Source organism: Pseudolabrys taiwanensis (genome assembly GCF_003367395.1).
Lineage (GTDB): Bacteria > Pseudomonadota > Alphaproteobacteria > Rhizobiales > Xanthobacteraceae > Pseudolabrys > Pseudolabrys taiwanensis.
Genome location: NZ_CP031417.1, coordinates 3,759,677 through 3,775,209, shown reverse-complemented (window position 1 = coordinate 3,775,209; position 15,533 = coordinate 3,759,677). Strand labels below are relative to the sequence as shown.

16 protein-coding genes and 1 pseudogene are annotated in these 15,533 nt (G+C 65.6%); 7 read left to right on the top strand and 10 right to left on the bottom strand.

Translation table 11 applies throughout. The annotated features are described in order from the left end of the window. The first annotated feature begins 21 nt into the window (after positions 1 to 21). Together DW352_RS17910 and pheT are read left to right on the top strand one after the other, a co-directional pair. On the top strand, positions 22 to 480 hold the full coding sequence (locus DW352_RS17910) for a hypothetical protein (RefSeq protein WP_115692616.1): 459 nt from the start codon (positions 22 to 24) through the stop codon (positions 478 to 480). A 4-nt stretch (positions 481 to 484) separates the two neighbouring features. Then, a complete protein-coding gene (gene pheT / locus DW352_RS17905; protein ID WP_115692615.1) occupies positions 485 to 2,893 on the top strand; it encodes a phenylalanine--tRNA ligase subunit beta in 2,409 nt (802 codons plus the stop codon). A 96-nt stretch (positions 2,894 to 2,989) separates the two neighbouring features. On the opposite strand, the gene DW352_RS17900 is transcribed toward pheT, so the two are convergent. Further along, a complete protein-coding gene (locus DW352_RS17900) occupies positions 2,990 to 3,661 on the bottom strand; it encodes a Dph6-related ATP pyrophosphatase (protein WP_115692614.1) in 672 nt (223 codons plus the stop codon). Continuing rightward, complete coding sequence (locus DW352_RS17895) at positions 3,658 to 5,058, bottom strand: flavin monoamine oxidase family protein (RefSeq protein ID WP_115692613.1); 1,401 nt, start codon at positions 5,056 to 5,058, stop codon at positions 3,658 to 3,660. Before DW352_RS17895 ends, DW352_RS17900 begins: the two co-directional genes overlap by 4 nt. 219 nt (positions 5,059 to 5,277) lie before the next feature. On the opposite strand from DW352_RS17895, the pseudogene DW352_RS17890 reads away from it, so the two are divergent. Both DW352_RS17890 and DW352_RS17885 read left to right on the top strand, forming a co-directional pair. Continuing rightward, positions 5,278 to 6,017, top strand: a pseudogene (locus DW352_RS17890) (YiiX/YebB-like N1pC/P60 family cysteine hydrolase); the annotation flags it as partial. A 151-nt stretch (positions 6,018 to 6,168) separates the two neighbouring features. Continuing rightward, the gene (locus tag DW352_RS17885; RefSeq protein ID WP_115692612.1) at positions 6,169 to 6,897 is read left to right on the top strand and encodes a sulfate transporter family protein; all 729 of its coding nucleotides are present in this window, start codon (positions 6,169 to 6,171) and stop codon (positions 6,895 to 6,897) included. Positions 6,898 to 6,999: 102 nt separating this feature from the next. Here the strand turns inward: DW352_RS17885 and nth are convergent, their stop codons facing one another. Next, positions 7,000 to 7,806 carry an endonuclease III gene (nth, locus tag DW352_RS17880; RefSeq protein WP_115694472.1) on the bottom strand — a complete coding sequence of 269 codons (807 nt, stop codon included), beginning with the start codon at positions 7,804 to 7,806 and terminating at the stop codon, positions 7,000 to 7,002. A gap of 21 nt (positions 7,807 to 7,827) precedes the next feature. Between nth and DW352_RS17875 the strand changes: the two genes are divergently transcribed. From DW352_RS17875 to DW352_RS17865, 3 genes are all read left to right on the top strand, one after another. Further along, the gene (locus DW352_RS17875) at positions 7,828 to 8,340 is read left to right on the top strand and encodes a DUF2244 domain-containing protein (RefSeq protein WP_115692611.1); all 513 of its coding nucleotides are present in this window, start codon (positions 7,828 to 7,830) and stop codon (positions 8,338 to 8,340) included. A gap of 198 nt (positions 8,341 to 8,538) precedes the next feature. Further along, on the top strand, positions 8,539 to 9,438 hold the full coding sequence (locus DW352_RS17870; RefSeq protein WP_115694471.1) for a bifunctional helix-turn-helix domain-containing protein/methylated-DNA--[protein]-cysteine S-methyltransferase: 900 nt from the start codon (positions 8,539 to 8,541) through the stop codon (positions 9,436 to 9,438). Between the two features lie 115 nt (positions 9,439 to 9,553). Next, a complete protein-coding gene (locus tag DW352_RS17865; protein ID WP_115692610.1) occupies positions 9,554 to 9,943 on the top strand; it encodes a DUF1236 domain-containing protein in 390 nt (129 codons plus the stop codon). A 79-nt stretch (positions 9,944 to 10,022) separates the two neighbouring features. On the opposite strand, the gene DW352_RS17860 is transcribed toward DW352_RS17865, so the two are convergent. The 7 genes from DW352_RS17860 to dnaJ form a co-directional block, all read right to left on the bottom strand. Further along, positions 10,023 to 10,646 carry a 2,3-bisphosphoglycerate-dependent phosphoglycerate mutase gene (locus DW352_RS17860; RefSeq protein WP_115692609.1) on the bottom strand — a complete coding sequence of 208 codons (624 nt, stop codon included), beginning with the start codon at positions 10,644 to 10,646 and terminating at the stop codon, positions 10,023 to 10,025. A gap of 148 nt (positions 10,647 to 10,794) precedes the next feature. Next, complete coding sequence (gene dapB, locus DW352_RS17855; protein WP_115692608.1) at positions 10,795 to 11,610, bottom strand: 4-hydroxy-tetrahydrodipicolinate reductase; 816 nt, start codon at positions 11,608 to 11,610, stop codon at positions 10,795 to 10,797. A 60-nt stretch (positions 11,611 to 11,670) separates the two neighbouring features. Next, positions 11,671 to 11,973: a DUF1330 domain-containing protein gene (locus tag DW352_RS17850; RefSeq protein ID WP_115692607.1), complete on the bottom strand. Its 303-nt coding sequence runs from the start codon at positions 11,971 to 11,973 to the stop codon at positions 11,671 to 11,673. Positions 11,974 to 11,989: 16 nt separating this feature from the next. Then, positions 11,990 to 12,622: an orotidine-5'-phosphate decarboxylase gene (gene pyrF, locus DW352_RS17845; protein WP_245434491.1), complete on the bottom strand. Its 633-nt coding sequence runs from the start codon at positions 12,620 to 12,622 to the stop codon at positions 11,990 to 11,992. Positions 12,623 to 12,796: 174 nt separating this feature from the next. Beyond that, positions 12,797 to 13,378 (bottom strand): NADPH-dependent FMN reductase, encoded by a 582-nt coding sequence (locus tag DW352_RS17840; protein WP_115692605.1) that lies wholly within the window; start codon positions 13,376 to 13,378, stop codon positions 12,797 to 12,799. A gap of 162 nt (positions 13,379 to 13,540) precedes the next feature. After that, positions 13,541 to 14,143 carry a class I SAM-dependent methyltransferase gene (locus DW352_RS17835; protein WP_115692604.1) on the bottom strand — a complete coding sequence of 201 codons (603 nt, stop codon included), beginning with the start codon at positions 14,141 to 14,143 and terminating at the stop codon, positions 13,541 to 13,543. 80 nt (positions 14,144 to 14,223) lie between these two features. Beyond that, the gene (dnaJ, locus tag DW352_RS17830; protein WP_115692603.1) at positions 14,224 to 15,378 is read right to left on the bottom strand and encodes a molecular chaperone DnaJ; all 1,155 of its coding nucleotides are present in this window, start codon (positions 15,376 to 15,378) and stop codon (positions 14,224 to 14,226) included. Positions 15,379 to 15,533: the final 155 nt, after the last annotated feature.

The following is a 15,533-nucleotide window of genomic DNA, read 5'->3' as shown; positions in this document are numbered from 1 at the left end:
CGATCCTGATGGAGTAATGTCATGGCTTGGTGGTTCGATCGTCCATTGCTGAGTGCGATCACGCGCAATTGGGACGAGGCCGCGGTCAAGAACTATCCCGAGCGCATCCGCCGGCACGAAGAGTCGATTCCGACGCCGATCTCGGAAGCGCTGCAGAATATCGACGCGAAAGCGACCGGGTTGCTCACTCACGTGTCGATGATGATCGCCGGCCTTGGTTTGATCGCGCCGCTGGTCGCGAACCATCGTTTTGAAGAGGCCATCATCGTCGGCGAGATGGCGGTCTATCTGATCCTCGCCGTCGGCTGCCTGCGTTGTTTGACGATCTTCGGCCCGCGCGACCTGGGCGTCGACACGGGTCTGGCGGGGATCGGTTCGGAATTGCTGCTGCGGCGCGAGCTTTATGCGCTGTGTGTGCGCGCTGCCATCATCATCACCATGCTTGTCGTCATCACGTTGCCCGTTCTGTACTTCTGGTAGTCGAATGAAATTCACCCTGCCTTGGCTCAAAGACCATCTGGAGACGACGTCGTCGCTCGACGAAATCGTCGACAAGCTCACCATGATCGGCCTCGAAGTCGAGGCCGTCGAGGACAAGGCGAAGGAGTTCGCGCCCTTCAAGGTCGTGCAAATCCTCGAAGCCGTGCAGCATCCGAACGCGGATCGCCTGCGCGTCTGCAAGGTCGACAACGGCACGGGCGCGCCGCTGCAGATCGTCTGCGGCGCGCCGAACGCGCGCGCCGGCCTCAAGACCGTGCTCGGCCTGCCGGGCACCTATATCCCGGCCAAGGACATCACGCTGTCGGTCGGCAAGATCCGCGGCGTCGAAAGCCAGGGCATGATGATCTCCGGTGCGGAGATCGGCCTCAACGACGACCATAGCGGCATCATCGAAATGCCGGCCGATGCGCCGATCGGCGCGCCTTTCGCCGAAGTGCTCGGCCTGGGCGACGCGGTGATCGAGATCAATCTGACGCCGAACCGTCCCGACTGCACCGGCGTCAACGGCATCGCGCGCGATCTCGGCGCCGCGATGATCGGTACCTATAAACAGAACGCGCCGAAGCCGATCAAAGGCACGTATCCGTGCCCGGTGAAGGTGACGATCGAAGCGCCCGAATTGTGCCCGGCCTTCGGCCTGCGTCTCGTGCGCGGCGTCAAGAACGGCCCGTCGCCGGAGTGGCTGCAGAAGCGTCTCACTGCGATCGGCCTGCGTCCGATCAATGCGCTGGTCGATATCACCAACTACATCACCTTCGACCGCGGCCGGCCTTTGCATGTGTTCGACGCCAAGAAGGTGACCGGCAATCTCACCGTGCGCCGCGCGCAGAACGGCGAGCAGTTGCTGGCGCTGGACGGCAAGACCTACACGCTCGACCAGGGCATGTGCGTGATCGCCGACGCGCGCGCCGTGGAATCGCTCGCGGGCATCATGGGCGGCGAGGAGTCGGGCTGCGACGAGAATACGACCGATGTGTTGATCGAGTCGGCGCTGTGGAGCGAGATCAACATCGCGCAGACCGGGCGCAAGCTCGGCATCAACACCGACGCGCGCTACCGTTTCGAGCGTGGCGTCGATCCGGCGTTCATGCTGCCGGGCCTCGATCTGGCGACGCAGATGGTGATCGATCTGTGCGGCGGCGAGCCGTCCGAGGCGGTCGTTGCCGGCGATCCGGCGCCGAAGGATCGGCTGATCGACTTCCCGCTGTCGGAGATTCCGCGCCTGTCCGGCCTCAAGGTGCCGTTCCCGGAGGTGCGCCGCATTCTGGAGCGGCTCGGCTTCTTCGTAGCCGGCCAGGGTGACCAGGTGAAAGTCGCGGTGCCGTCCTGGCGTCCCGACGTGCACGGCCGCGCCGACATCGTCGAGGAAGTGGTGCGCATCGTCGGCGTCGACGAGGTGCCGTCGACGCCGTTCCCGCGCGGCGAACATGCGCGCAAGCCGGTGCTCACCACGATCCAGAACCGCACGCGTAAGGCCAAGCGCGCGCTCGCAGCGCGCGGGCTGACCGAAGCGGTGACGTGGTCGTTCGTGTCGAAGCGCGAGGCGGAATTGTTCGGCGGCGGCGCGGCGGAGCTGGTGCTTGCCAATCCGATCGCGGCCGAACTCTCCGACATGCGGCCGAGCCTGCTGCCGGGCCTCATCGCCTCGGCACAGAAGAATGCCGACCGCGGCTTCAACGATGTCGCCTTGTTCGAGGTGGGCCAAATCTTCAAGGGCGAGAAGCCGGAGGATCAGTTCACCGCCGCGACCGGTCTGCGCCACGCTTTGGCCAAGCCGGAAGGCATCGGCCGTCATTGGTCGCTGCCGGCCAAATCTGTCGATGCATTCGACGCCAAGGCCGACGCCTTCGCCGTGCTCGCGGCCGCCGGCGCGCCGATGGCGGCGTTGCAGATCGTGCCCGGCGGACCGGCCTGGTTCCATCCGGGACGCAGCGGCACCATCCAGATGGGCCCGAAGAACGTCATCGGTTACTTCGGCGAACTGCACCCACGCACGCTGGCGGCGCTGAAGGCGGAAGGTCCGCTTGTCGCGTTCGAAGTGCTGCTCGAGGCGATCCCCGAGCCGAAGGCGCGCGCGACGCGCGCCAAGCCGTTGCTCGAGCTGTCGCCGTTCCAGCCGGTCGAGCGCGACTTCGCGTTCCTCGTCGATGCGGGCGTGAAGGCCGCCGAAATCGTGCGCAGCGCGCAGAACGTCGACAAGAAGCTGATCACCAATGTCGCCGTGTTCGACGTCTACGAGGGCAAGGGCATCGAGCCCGGCAAGAAGTCGATCGCCGTCGCCGTGACGTTGCAGCCGCGCGAGAAGACGATGACCGACGCGGAGATCGACGCGCTCGGTCAGAAGATCGTCGCTGAGGTGAGCAAGCGCACCGGCGGCGTGCTGAGGGCTTGACCTAGACCCGTCACCCTGAGGCGGCCATGCGAAGCATGGCCCTCGAAGGGCGACGGCCCCGGCCGTTCATCCTTCGAGGCTCGCTTCGCTCGCACCTCAGGATGACGGGACGAGGTCCGCATACGCGAATCCGTCGCGCTCGACGCGTTCGCCGACCGTCACCGCGATCCGCCGCGACAGCATCGGCCCGGCGACGACGCAGGTGTGAAACTCGCCGTTCTCGCCGCACGGATCGGCGTCATCCGGCAGCGCCGCGAGCAGCGCGCCGTCGAAGCGCCTGCCGGCAAAATCGGCGGGCAATTTCTTCAAATCGACCGTGGCCAGGTGCGCCTCCAGCCCGCCGGCGATCATGTCGCGCGCCAGCGCCTCGGTCGGCCGCTGCCACAGCGGAAACACCGGCGTGATGCCGATGGCCTGCAGCTTCTCCTCGCGATAGGCGCGGATGTCTTCGAGGAACAGATCGCCGAAGATGACATGGGTCACGCCGCGCGCCTTGGCGGCATCCATCGCCGCCGCCATCTGGCGCTCGTAAACGTCGTTCGTGCACGGGTAGGGGATCGGCACCACGATCTGCTCCAGCCCGGCCGCGTCGACCTGTGCTGCCAGCACGGCGTTGCGCACGCCATGCATGGCGACGCGTTGATGCGTCTCGTTCACCGTGGTCAGCGCGCCGACGATGTCGTAGTCGCCCGCGCGCCGCGCTTCATAGAGGGCCCAGGCGCTGTCTTTGCCGCTCGACCAGGCGATCAAGGCTTGCGGGCGTGTCATTGGCTGTTCCGACGTGGGCGCGAGCTTTTCGATTTGCGGCGCGCGGGCTTTTGCTCGCCGTCTTCCTTCGCGCCGCCGAGCCGGCGCAACACGGCGTCCGCGGCGCGCGTGCCGGAGTCCCAGGCGCCATTGACCGTGCCCCATTGCGTCTCGTGCAGCGCTTCGCCGGCAAAGAACACGCGGCCGCCAAGCGGCTCGGCCAGGATCTTGCGGGCATCAGACGCGCCCGGCGCGGCCGATGAGATCGCGCCGAGCGCGAGCGGATCGGCGTCCCAACGCGTGGCGTGGCTGCGCTTGATGGCGCGCTTGGCCTCGGCGCCGAAGGCGTTGCTCACCCATTCGGTGGCGAAATCGACCATCGCCGCTTCGCCTTTGGCGGCAAGCTCGCGGCCGAAGGCGCCGCCCACCTCGACCACATGCAGATCGGTGCCGCCGATATTGGCGAGCAATGCCGCCGTGCGCGCGCCGCTCGCCTGCTCGAAGACGATGTCGTCGCGTTGCAGCCCGAGCGGATTGCCCGGCATCTCCAGCGCGATGTGGTTGAGCGAGCCGAGCGACAGCTTGCCGGCGGCGTCGAGTTGCCGCTTCGGCAGCGGCGGGATGAACTCGATCGCATCGGACGCGAGCACATTGGTCGACACGGTGAGGATCACCGTTCGCGCGTAAAGATCGCCCTTCGCCGTCTCCACGGTCACGCCTTGGCCGGCGACCCAGGACACCATGCTGACGGGATTGGACAGCTGCACCGTCACATCGCCCGCGAGCCGCGCCAGCAGCCCGCCATAGCCCTGCCGGCAGAACGCGTCGCCGTCGCGGTCCACCGCGCGTGCGAGATCGAAGGCCGAGACGCCGCTGAGATCCTTGCCGAGCGCATAAGGCCCGAACATGAACTCGATCGCCGGCTGCCAGGGGCCGAGATCCTTCGGCAGCGCGCGCTGTGCCGGCATATCGGCTTTCGCCTTGCCCGCATCGACGATCGCGCGTTGCGCCCGCACCTGTGCCGCGAGAAAGCTCTCGAGTTCGGAATCGCGCGCGCGGCGCGGCCCGACACGCAAGCCTTGCGCGCGCGGCGCGGCATAGATGTCGAGGCCGTTTTTGGGCGCGGCGGCGACCAGCGGATTGCTGTCAGGATTGTGGATCCAATGCGCGCCGAGATCGAAGGGCACGCCGAAGGTCTTGGTGTCAACGGCGCAGCGGCCGCCGACGCGGGCGGAGGCTTCGATCAGGCGATAGCTGCGTTTGGCGGCGGCGATGCGGCGCGCCGCGGCGATACCGGCCGCGCCGGCGCCGATGATCGCGACATCGACGTCAACCGTGGCGGCTTCGACATGCACCGCCGGCGCGGCGACGAGCGCGGCGGAAGCAGCGAGGAACGTGCGGCGGCTCAGTCGCGACATGGTATCCGAAAGCTTTCCGAATGACGGTGGCAGAATGCACGAACCCGCGTCCCGCCGCAATTTCCATGGCTAACGCTTGGTAAGTTTGCAAGGGCGCGCAATGAACTAATTTGCAATGAGTCCGCATTAATTTAAACGTCAACTAGACGCGTGGGGAACGCGCGCAGGGGGAACACGCGTCGCGTTGTCGCGCCAAAGGATTGGCGCCAAGGACGGGTCATGGGACGGATCGTCGATGGGGTCGGGCACTTCATCGCCCGCTATCTGGAAAAGCCGGTGCAAGGCTATGAGCCGTTCACACCGAGCGATCCCAGCGCGCTGCGCGCGACGCTCAAGCCCGGCGATGTGCTGCTCGTCGAAGGCAACAATCACATCTCCGGCGTCATCAAATATCTCACGCAATCGACCTGGTCGCACGCAGCTTTATATGTCGGGCCCATTGGCGACCGTGTGACAGGCAGCGGCGAGCCGCTCGTGCTGGTCGAAGCCAATATCGGGCAGGGCGTCGTGGCGGCGCCGCTCTCCAAATACGCGCGGTTCCATACGCGCATCTGCCGGCCGACCGGATTGACCGAAGACGATCGCGCGCGGGTCTGCACCTACGCGGCCGAGCGTATCGGCTTCGACTATGACCTCAAGAACATCATCGATCTGATGCGCTATTGTTGCCGCTGCCGGTGCCACAGCGCTGGCGCCGTCGCATGATGGCGCTCGGCTCGGGCCATCCGACGCGCATCATCTGCTCGGCGCTGATCGCGCAAGCGTTCGAGGCGGTGCGCTATCCGATCCTGCCGAAGGTGACGTTGCTCGGGAGCGAACAGGCGCGCGAGGAGATCCTGGAGATCCGGCATTCGTCGCTCTACGCGCCGCGCGACTTCGACATCTCGCCTTATTTCGAGGTGGTGAAGCCGACGCTCGTGCACGGCTTCGACTACAAGGCGGTGGCCTGGGTGGACCAGGCCGAGGTACCGCTGGCGCCGGAGGCGAGCGAGCGGTTCGAGCCGGCGGCGTAGTTTTGTGTAGCGTTGCCGCTTGCGTGCTTCCCCTAGAGGGTAACAGAGCGTGCGGCATGGCCTTGCCCCATCCACATTCCCGGCATAGTTCTGGATCATGTTCGACGCCGCCGCCAAAGCCCTCTCCGACATGTTATCGCCGCCGTTGCGCGCGGTGCTGTTCAAGTCCGTCGGACTTGCCCTTGGCGTCATCATCGTCATCGGTGTCGTGCTGCAGCGGATTCTGGCCTCCTTCGCCGAGACCGGCGCCAACTGGGCCGAGCAGACCTCCGGCTTCGCGCCGCATTCGGTGTGGGCCGCGCTCGCCTGGATTTTGTCGATCATGGCCGGCCTCGGCATCATCACCGGCGGCCTGTTCCTGATGCCGGCGGTGACGGCATTCGTCGGCAGCTTCTTTGTCGATGAGATCGGCGAGCAGGTCGAGCGCATGCGCTATCCGGCCGAGCCGCCGGGACGGCCGTTGCCGATCCTCAATGCGATGGTCGAGGGTATCAAGATTGCGCTGCTGTCGCTTGTCGTCTACGTGGTCGCGCTGCCCTTCGTGCTGTTCGCCGGCTTCGGCCTGTTGGTGCTGTTCGTCGCCAACGCTTATCTGCTCAGCCGCGAATATTTCGAGCTCGCCGCCATGCGCTTTCGCACGCCGCTCGAAGCCAAGGCGATGCGCAAGGCCAATGGCGGCTACGTGTTCGCTTGCGGGCTTGTCATCGCGCTGTTCGTGTCGATCCCGATCGTCAATCTGGCGACGCCGATCTTCGCCATGGCGTTCATGGTGCACATCCACAAGCGGCTTGCCGGCAAGCGCATCGAGTTGATCGAGCCGATCTAGCCGTCGTCCTGAGGTGCGAGCGAAGCGAGCCTCGAAGGACCTCTGAGTCAGAGATCCTTCGAGGCCGGCGCTGCGCGCGGGCTCCTCAGGATGACGGGAAGGTCAGTTTGCCACCGTCTTCGCCGGCCACTTGCATAGATCGGCGATGATGCACTTCTCGCACAGCGGCTTGCGCGCGATGCACGTATAGCGGCCGTGCAGAATGAGCCAGTGATGGGCATGGCGCTTGTAATGCCCCGGGATCACGCGCTCGAGCTTCTCTTCCACTTCGAGCGGGGTGGCGCCGGTCGCGAGCCCCGTGCGGTTGCCGACGCGGAAGATGTGCGTATCGACCGCGATGGTGTGCTCGCCGAACGCGGTGTTCAGCACCACGTTCGCGGTCTTGCGGCCGACACCAGGCAGCGCTTCCAGCGCCTCGCGCGAATGCGGGACCGTGCCGCCGTGCTCGTGCACCAGGATTTCCGACAGCGCGACGACGTTCTTGGCCTTGGTGCGAAACAGGCCGATGGTCTTGATCAGGTCGCGCACTTTGTCTTCGCCGAGCGCGGCCATTTTTTCCGGCGTGTCGGCGAGCGCGAACAAAGCGGGCGTTGCTTTGTTCACGCCGGCGTCCGTTGCTTGCGCCGACAGCACCACCGCCACCAGCAGCGTGAACGGATTGACGTAAGTCAGCTCGGTTTTCGGTTCCGGGTTGGCGGCCTCGAAGCGGCGGAACGCCTCTTCGATTTCCGCCGCTGTCCATTGCGGCAGGACGCCGTGGCTGGCCTTGGCATCGGCCTTCGCCCGCGTCGTCGCGCCCTTCACTTTGGCGGCCTCGCCCTTGCGAGCCTTCGCCATCGCCTTGGCTGGCTTGGTGCGGGCCGGCTTCTTGGCGGACTTCAGGGTCTTGCGGGTGGCCACTTTCGCCATCATCTCGGTATAGTGAGCACCATGACCGACCACAACGCCGACGAACTCGAACCCACGATCTTTTCGACCGTCATCACCCCGCACCGGTCGCTGCCGCGCGTCGGCTTTCTGGTGCTGATGATCGCGTTCGGCGCGGCGAGCTTCATTGCCGGCATGGTGTTTCTGATCCTCGGCGCGTGGCCCGTGTTCGGCTTCTTCGGGCTCGACGTGCTGCTGCTCTACTGGGCGTTCCGACTCAACTACCGGCACGGCGACGCCTATGAGGAGGTCAAGGTCACGCCCTCCACGCTCATGGTGCGCAAGGTCAGCCATCGCGGCCGCGTGCGCGAATGGTCACTCAATCCGCTGTGGGTGCGGCTGGAGAGGGTCGCGCACGAGGAATTCGGCATCGAGCGGTTGTTCCTGGTCTCGCGCGGGCGGCAGCTCACCATCGCGAGCTTCCTTGGCCCGGACGAGAAGGCGGATTTCGCCAAGGCGCTCACGGCGGCGCTGAACGAGGCCAAGCGCGGCGTGAGCAGGACGGCGGTTTCTTAAATCCCTCCCCTGAAAGGGGAGGGTGGCTCCGCGCGCAGCGCGGAGACGGGTGGGGTGGCAATTGAGAATGCCCCCACCCGCCTCGCTACGCTCGGCACCCTCCCCCGTAAACGGGGGAGGGATTAAGAGGTCAGAAATCGGGTGGTTGCCGTCTCGGTCCCGGCCTAGATACGGTCCATGAACCTGGACACGCGCCCCATGACCAAAACGCAGATTGCGCTCGCGAACCATCTGCCTGAGTTTGCGCCGCTGTCGACCGCGGCCGCCGACTACGACGTCGTGCGCCGTGCCATCGCGCATATCCGCAACAATTGGCGCGCGCAGCCCGAGATCGAAACCATCGCCAAGGCGTCAGGCGTCAACGCGACCGAGCTGCATCATCTGTTCCGCCGCTGGTGCGGGCTGACGCCGAAAGCCTTCCTGCAGGCGCTCACGTTGAACTCGGCGCGCGAATTGCTGCGCTCATCGGCCAGCGTGCTCGACACCGCCTATGAAGTCGGCCTCTCCGGACCCGGCCGGCTGCACGATCTGTTCGTCACGCATGAGGCGATGTCGCCTGGCGAATGGAAAGCGGGTGGCGAGGGCCTGATCCTCACTTATGGCTATCATCCGTGCCCGTTCGGCATAGCCCTGGTTATGACGACGCCGCGTGGCCTCGCCGGTGTTGCGCTGGCCGACGCGGGCAAGGAGCGCGCCGCGCTCAACGACATGAAGTCGCGTTGGCCGAAGGCGCGCTATGTCGAGGACTACGCCGCGACCGCCGCCACCGCGCGGCGCATCTTCGACGCTTCGTTGTGGCGCGCGGACCAACCGCTGCGCATCGTGTTGATCGGCACCGACTTCGAAGTGCGCGTGTGGGAGAAGCTGCTCACCGTTCCGATGGGCAAGCTGACGACCTATTCCGACCTCGCCCAAAAAGCCGGCTCGCCGAAGGCGGCGCGCGCCGTCGGCGCGGCGGTCGGCAAGAATCCGATCTGCTTCGTGGTGCCGTGCCATCGTGTCATCGGCAAGAACGGCGACATCACCGGCTATCACTGGGGCCTGACGCGCAAGCGCGCGATGCTCGGGTGGGAAGCAGGCATGGCCGCGAGCGGTTGATGCTTACGCCATCACCGTAGTTGCCAACGAACCTTTCAAAACCGGCGCATTCTGTTACGGAACGGACATTCGCAAACGTGCGTTGCATGCGTGAACTCAGCAAGAGGAGGCATGTATGCGGGTTCGTTTTGTGGTGACACTTCTCGCCGCGACGGCAATGGCGCCGGCCGTGGCCCTGGCTCAGAACAACGCGGTCGGTGGCGCGGTCAGCGGCGCTGTGATCGGCGGCGTCGTCGGCGGTCCCGTTGGCGCTGCTGTCGGCGCCGGCGTCGGCGGTACGGTCGGCGCGGCGACCGAACCCCCGCGGGGCGCAATTACCTACGTCGAGCGTGAGGATGTTCCGTCGGTTGAAGTGCACGAGCGCGTCGTTGTCGGCGAGCCTTTGCCGGGCACGGTCGAGCTTCGTCCGATCCCCGAGTACAGGGAATATCGCTACGCGGTGGTGAACCATAGGCGCGTCATCGTCGAGCCGCGGACACGCAAGATCGTGAAGATCATCGAATAGGCGCGATATCAATAAAAAGCCCCATCGTTTGATGGGGCTTTTTTACTTGAGCGTTCGACGCGATTGGCGCGGTTTGCCGTTACGCTGCCAGATCGAGCTTTGAAGCGACCAGCGCGTCCGCGCCCAGGTGGTAGATGATCGGCGCGCCGGTGCCGATCTCACGCTTGAGGATGCTCTCTTTGTTGAGCTTCTCCAGCACCATGATCAGCGCGCGCAGCGAATTGCCGTGCGCCGCGACCAGCACGCGCTCGCCGCGCAGCACGCGCGGCAGGATATCGGTGACGTAGAACGGCAGCGTACGCGCGAGGGTGTCCTTGAGGCTTTCGCCGCCCGGAGGCGCTACGTCGTATGAGCGACGCCAGATGTGCACCTGCTCCTCGCCCCACTTGGCGCGCGCGTCGTCTTTGTTGAGGCCCGAGAGATCGCCGTAGTCGCGCTCGTTCAGCGCCTCATCCTTGATCACCGGAATGTTGGTCTGGCCGAGCTCTTCCAGCATCAGGCCGAGCGTGCGCTGCGCGCGCTTGAGCGCCGAAGTGAACGCGATGTCGAAGGTGAGCCCTTGCGCCTTCAGCTTGCGGCCGGCTTCGCGCGCTTCCTTGATGCCCTGCTCGGTCAGGTCGACATCGCGCCAGCCGGTGAACAGGTTCTTGAGGTTCCATTCGCTCTGGCCATGGCGCACGAGCACGAGAAGACGGTCGGACATTGCATTACACCTCGACTTTGCAACAGATTGGAACCTATTCCGGCCTCATGGTGAGGAGCGGCCGCAGGCCGCGTCTCGAACCATGGGGCCGCCCCATCCTTCGAGACGCATCGCTTCACGACGCTCCTCAGGATGAGGGCGGAGAGAGTCAGAAATCCTTCAAGCCCAGCACATCCAGCATCGAATAAAGCCCGGGCTTCTGATTGCGCGCCCATTGCGCCGCGTGCAGCGCGCCGCGCGCGAAGATCATGCGGTCCTCCGCCTTGTGCACGAGCTCGATGCGCTCGGCGGGACCGGCGAACATCACCGTGTGCTCGCCGACTACGGTGCCGCCGCGCAAGGTGGCAAAGCCGATGTCGCCGGCCTTGCGTGCGCCGGTGTGGCCGTCGCGGCTGCGCACCGAACGCTTGGCGAGATCGATGCCGCGGCCGTCTGCCGCCGCGTGGCCGAGCAGCAGTGCGGTGCCCGACGGCGCGTCGATCTTCTGGTTGTGATGCATCTCGAGGATTTCGATGTCGAAAGTCTGGTCGAGCGTCCTGGCAACGCGCTTGGTCAGCGCCGCGAGCAGGTTGACGCCGAGGCTCATATTGCCGGACTTGACGATGGTCGCGGTCTTGGCCGCGGCGGCGATCTTCTCTTCGTCGGCGGCCGAAATGCCGGTGGTGCCGATGACGTGTACTTTGCCCGCCTTGGCGGCCTGCTCGACCAGCGCCAAAGTGGCGGCCGGAATGGTGAAGTCGATCACGGCGTCGGCCTGCGTCAGCAGCGCCCCGGCGTCGCCGGTAAGCTTGATGCCGTTCTCACCGAGCCCGGCAAGCGTGCCGGCGTCCCAGCCGAGCAGGGGGGAGCGGGCATCCTCGAGCGCCCCGGCCAGCGTCAGACCGGGGGTGTCGGCGATCGCTTTCACCAGCGTGCGCCCCATGCGCCCGCCGGCCCCCGCCACGATCAACCGCATATCCGACATTGCTTCCGCTCCCGGCCTGTGCCGGGAGGGTATAGCGGGGCGAGGTCCGCCCTGTCACCCCTAGGGCTGCGGGCCGTCGTAGCCCTCGATGATGACCAGGTCGGCGAACGAGTGCGGCTGCCGCACCTTGATGTTGGCCTGGTATTCCGGCGAATTATAGCAGGCGAGCGCACTGGCGTAGTCGGGGAACTCGATCACCACATTGCGCGAGCGTGCGTCGCCTTCCGGGTTCTCGAACGGGCCGCCGCGCACGATGAAACGGCCGCCGAACTTCTTGAAGATCGCCGGATTGGCGGCGGCGTAAGGCTTGTAGCCCTCGTCGTTGTGCACCTCGACGCGCCCGATCCAATAGCCCTTGGCCATGATGTTCTCCTCGCGCTTACGCGCTCGCCTGTTCGATTTCGCCGACGATCTGGTCGGCGGCAGCTTTCGGATCGCGTGCTTCCACCACCGGCCGGCCGACGACGAGATAGTCGGCGCCCGCCTGAATGGCTTTGGCCGGCGTCATGATGCGTTTCTGGTCGCCGGTGGCGCTGCCCGCCGGCCGGATGCCGGGCGTCACCAGCACCATGCTCGGCGCGATGACGCCGCGCAGATTGGTGGCCTCCTCGGGCGAACAGACGAGGCCGTCGACACCCATGTCGCGCGCCTGCGCCGCGCGCGCCGCGACCAGTTCGCCGACGGTCATGTCGAAGCCGGCCGCGGCGAGATCGCTGTCGTCATAGGAGGTGAGCACGGTCACGCCGAGGATGCGCAAGGTCGAACCTTGCTTGCCTTCGACAGCCGCTTTCATCGTCTGCGGATAAGCATGCACGGTGAGAAAGGTGGCGCCCATCTGCGCGACGGCTTCGACGCCCTTCTGCACGGTGTTGCCGATGTCGTGCAGCTTGAGATCGAGGAACACTTGTTTGCCGGCGGCGATCAGTCCGGCGGCGAAAGGCAGACCGCCGGCGAAGGCGAGCTGATAACCGATCTTGTAGAACGACACGGTGTCGCCAAGCCGCATCACCATGTCTTCCGCCGCTTTCACCGTCGGCAGATCGAGCGCCACGATCAGCCGCTCTCTCGCATTTACGCTCACGCTTTGCTCCTCATTTGGCTTCGAATGCCTTTCCTACGCTCGCGTCACCTCTGCCTGAGGCAGAGGAGCCCGCCGCGCGGGTCGCTCGCGCCTTGGTTCCAATCGCTATCGCATCAGCTGCGCCATCTCGACCAGATGGGCGAGCTGCGCCCGGAACTGATTGGCGAGCCCCACCTCGGCGATATTGTCCATGGTGTCAAAAGCTGTGTCCGCCTGCGGGATGGCGACCTGCTCCGGGATCACCAGCGCCCCACAGCCCAGCTCGAGGATTTGTCGCAGCGCCATCAGCGAAAGGTGGCCGCCGCTGCGCTCCGTCGAGGCGCTTGCGATCGCGAAGACGCGTCCTTTGAAAGCCGCGTAGAGCGGATCGCCGCGTTCGCGCACGCGCGAGACCCAGTCGATCATGTTCTTCAAAAGCGGCGTAACCGACGCAACGTATTCCGGGCTCGCAATAAAGACGCCGTGATGCGCGGCGAACATCTGCTTGAGCTTCAGCGCATTCGCGGGCTGACCGTTGCGCGCATCGAGGTCGGGATCGTAAAGCGGCAGCAGATAGTCCTGCAGCGAGATGCGCGTGACAGCGGCATCGAGCAGCGTCAGCTCTTTCGTCGCCAGCGCCGCCAGCCGCGTGTTGTGCGAGCCGGTGCGCAGGGAGCCGGACAGCACGAGGATTTTCGGATTGGTCATTGCCAAGTCCTACCTTCGTCATGGCCGGGCATAGCCCGTCGAAGACGGGCGTGAACGCCCTTATGTCCCGGCCATCCACGACTTGAATATCAGGCTAGCCTAAAGACGTGGATGCCCGGCACAAGGCCGGGCATGACGGTGGATGGGCAGTGCCAGACGAACTTACTGCCCGCGATAAACCCACACGCGGGCCGGCGGCAGATTGAGCCAGATGAGATTGGACGGCTCGGCGGTAATGCTGGAAAGCGCCTTCGGGATCGGCGGCATCATCGCATAGGTGAATTGGATGAACGGTGCGCTCTGTTGCAGCAGCGACATCGCGTCGGCGATCAAGCGCAAGCGCGTGCGCAGCGGCTTGGTCATCAGCGGCAAACCGGAGACCACCGCCGCGGCCGGCTCACGCACCGTGGCCTCAAGCAGACGGCGCAGCCGATAGGCGTCGCCCTGAACGATCGTCGCTTCCGGATAACGCGCGCGCAGCAGACGACAGAAGTCCGGATTGAACTCGACCAGCACCAGACGCTTGGGGTCGACGCCGTGTTGCACGAGTGCTTCCGTCACCGGACCGGTGCCGGGACCGAGCTCGATGACAGGGCCGGTGGATTGCGGATCGACATAACCCGCCATTGTGCGCGCGAGCGCTTTGCTCGACGGCATCACAGCGCCGGTACGCAGCGGCTTTTCCATCCAAGAGCGGATGAAGGCCACCTCGTCATCGAGGCGCAGCGGCTTCTTGGCAACGCGGGCGAAGGAGGGCGAGGACATGCTGCAGGTCACGCGTACTGTCGTACGGGGCTAAACCCCGAGCCTTTCAGGGGTATCGCCCGCGGGGCGAGGGGTCAAGGTCACTGCTCGGGTTGCGCCCCGCGATTTCCGAGCCCGTCCAGGAATTCCCGGACGCGGCTGAAGAAACCTGCCGATTCCGGCTGGTTCTCCTCGGACGAGAGCTTGTGAAACTCGGCCAGGAGATCGCGTTGCTTTTTACTGAGGTTTTGCGGCGTTTCCACCACGACCTGCACGTACATGTCGCCCATCTGTTTTGAGCGGAGGACCGGCATCCCTTTACCGGTCAGCCGGAAGCGGCGGCCGGTTTGCGTGCCGGCGGGGACCTTCACCTTGGCCTTGCCGCCTTCGATCGCGGGAACCTCGAAGTCGCCGCCGAGGGCGGCCGTCACCATCGAGATCGGCACGCGGCAGTGCAGATCGGCGCCGTCGCGCTGGAAGAACTCGTGAGGCGCCAGCGACAGGAAAATATAGAGGTCGCCGGGGGGGCCGCCGCGCACGCCGGCTTCGCCTTCGCCGGCCAGGCGGATACGGGTACCATCCTCGACGCCGGCCGGAATGTTGACGGACAGGGTGCGCTCGCGCATCACGCGGCCAGCGCCACCGCAGGCCTTGCACGGATCTTCGATCACCTGACCGCGGCCCTGGCAGGTTGGACAGGTGCGTTCGAGCGTGAAGAAGCCTTGGGCGTGGCGAACCTTGCCCATGCCGCCGCAGGTGGCGCAGGTCTTCGGCTTGGTGCCGGGCTTGGCGCCGGAGCCTGAGCAGCTTTCGCAGGTGACCGAGGTCGGAATGCGCACCTGTGCGGTCTTGCCCTCGTACGCTTCCTCGATCGTGATCTCCATGTTGTAGCGGAGATCGGAGCCGCGCTCGCGTCCGCCGCTGCGGCCGCGCTGCTGCGCGCCGCCCATGCCGAAGATGCCTTCGAAGATGTCGGCGAAGGTCGTGCCGAAATCGGCACCGAAGCCGGGTCCACCGCCCATGCCGCCCTGCTCGAACGCGGCGTGGCCGAAGCGGTCATAGGCAGCGCGCTTGTCGCCGTCCTTCAGGACGTCATAGGCTTCGTTGATTTCCTTGAACTTGTGTTCGCAGTCGTTGTCGCCCGGATTGCGATCCGGGTGATACTGCATCGCGAGCTTGCGGAAGGCAGCCTTGAGCTCGACCTCGGTGCAGGTGCGCTCAACGCCCAACACTTCGTAGTAATCGCGTTTGGACATGTGGCTGTCTCTACCCGACTGAGGCGCAGCATCGCCGCGGGCGAGGCGCATTCCCTCCCCCCTTGCGGGGGAGGGTTAGGGAGGGGGGTAAGCAGTCAAGCGAGGCATTGCAACAAACAACCCCCGTCCCAACCGCTTCGCGGTCGACCTCCCCC

Excerpts from the sequence above, each read along its gene's own strand:
- DW352_RS17860 (WP_115692609.1), bottom strand. The coding sequence starts at position 10,646 with ATGTCCGACCGTCTTCTCGTGCTCGTGCGCCATGGCCAGAGCGAATGG.
- DW352_RS17840 (WP_115692605.1), bottom strand. The coding sequence starts at position 13,378 with ATGACCAATCCGAAAATCCTCGTGCTGTCCGGCTCCCTGCGCACCGGC.
- nth (WP_115694472.1), bottom strand. The coding sequence starts at position 7,806 with ATGGCGAAAGTGGCCACCCGCAAGACCCTGAAGTCCGCCAAGAAGCCG.
- DW352_RS17900 (WP_115692614.1), bottom strand. The coding sequence starts at position 3,661 with ATGACACGCCCGCAAGCCTTGATCGCCTGGTCGAGCGGCAAAGACAGC.
- dnaJ (WP_115692603.1), bottom strand. The coding sequence starts at position 15,378 with ATGTCCAAACGCGATTACTACGAAGTGTTGGGCGTTGAGCGCACCTGC.
- DW352_RS17850 (WP_115692607.1), bottom strand. The coding sequence starts at position 11,973 with ATGGCCAAGGGCTATTGGATCGGGCGCGTCGAGGTGCACAACGACGAG.
- DW352_RS17865 (WP_115692610.1), top strand. The coding sequence starts at position 9,554 with ATGCGGGTTCGTTTTGTGGTGACACTTCTCGCCGCGACGGCAATGGCG.
- pyrF (WP_245434491.1), bottom strand. The coding sequence starts at position 12,622 with ATGGTGATGCGGCTTGGCGACACCGTGTCGTTCTACAAGATCGGTTAT.
- DW352_RS17875 (WP_115692611.1), top strand. The coding sequence starts at position 7,828 with ATGACCGACCACAACGCCGACGAACTCGAACCCACGATCTTTTCGACC.
- DW352_RS17885 (WP_115692612.1), top strand. The coding sequence starts at position 6,169 with ATGTTCGACGCCGCCGCCAAAGCCCTCTCCGACATGTTATCGCCGCCG.
- DW352_RS17895 (WP_115692613.1), bottom strand. The coding sequence starts at position 5,058 with ATGTCGCGACTGAGCCGCCGCACGTTCCTCGCTGCTTCCGCCGCGCTC.
- dapB (WP_115692608.1), bottom strand. The coding sequence starts at position 11,610 with ATGTCGGATATGCGGTTGATCGTGGCGGGGGCCGGCGGGCGCATGGGG.
- DW352_RS17835 (WP_115692604.1), bottom strand. The coding sequence starts at position 14,143 with ATGTCCTCGCCCTCCTTCGCCCGCGTTGCCAAGAAGCCGCTGCGCCTC.
- DW352_RS17870 (WP_115694471.1), top strand. The coding sequence starts at position 8,539 with ATGACCAAAACGCAGATTGCGCTCGCGAACCATCTGCCTGAGTTTGCG.
- DW352_RS17910 (WP_115692616.1), top strand. The coding sequence starts at position 22 with ATGGCTTGGTGGTTCGATCGTCCATTGCTGAGTGCGATCACGCGCAAT.
- pheT (WP_115692615.1), top strand. The coding sequence starts at position 485 with ATGAAATTCACCCTGCCTTGGCTCAAAGACCATCTGGAGACGACGTCG.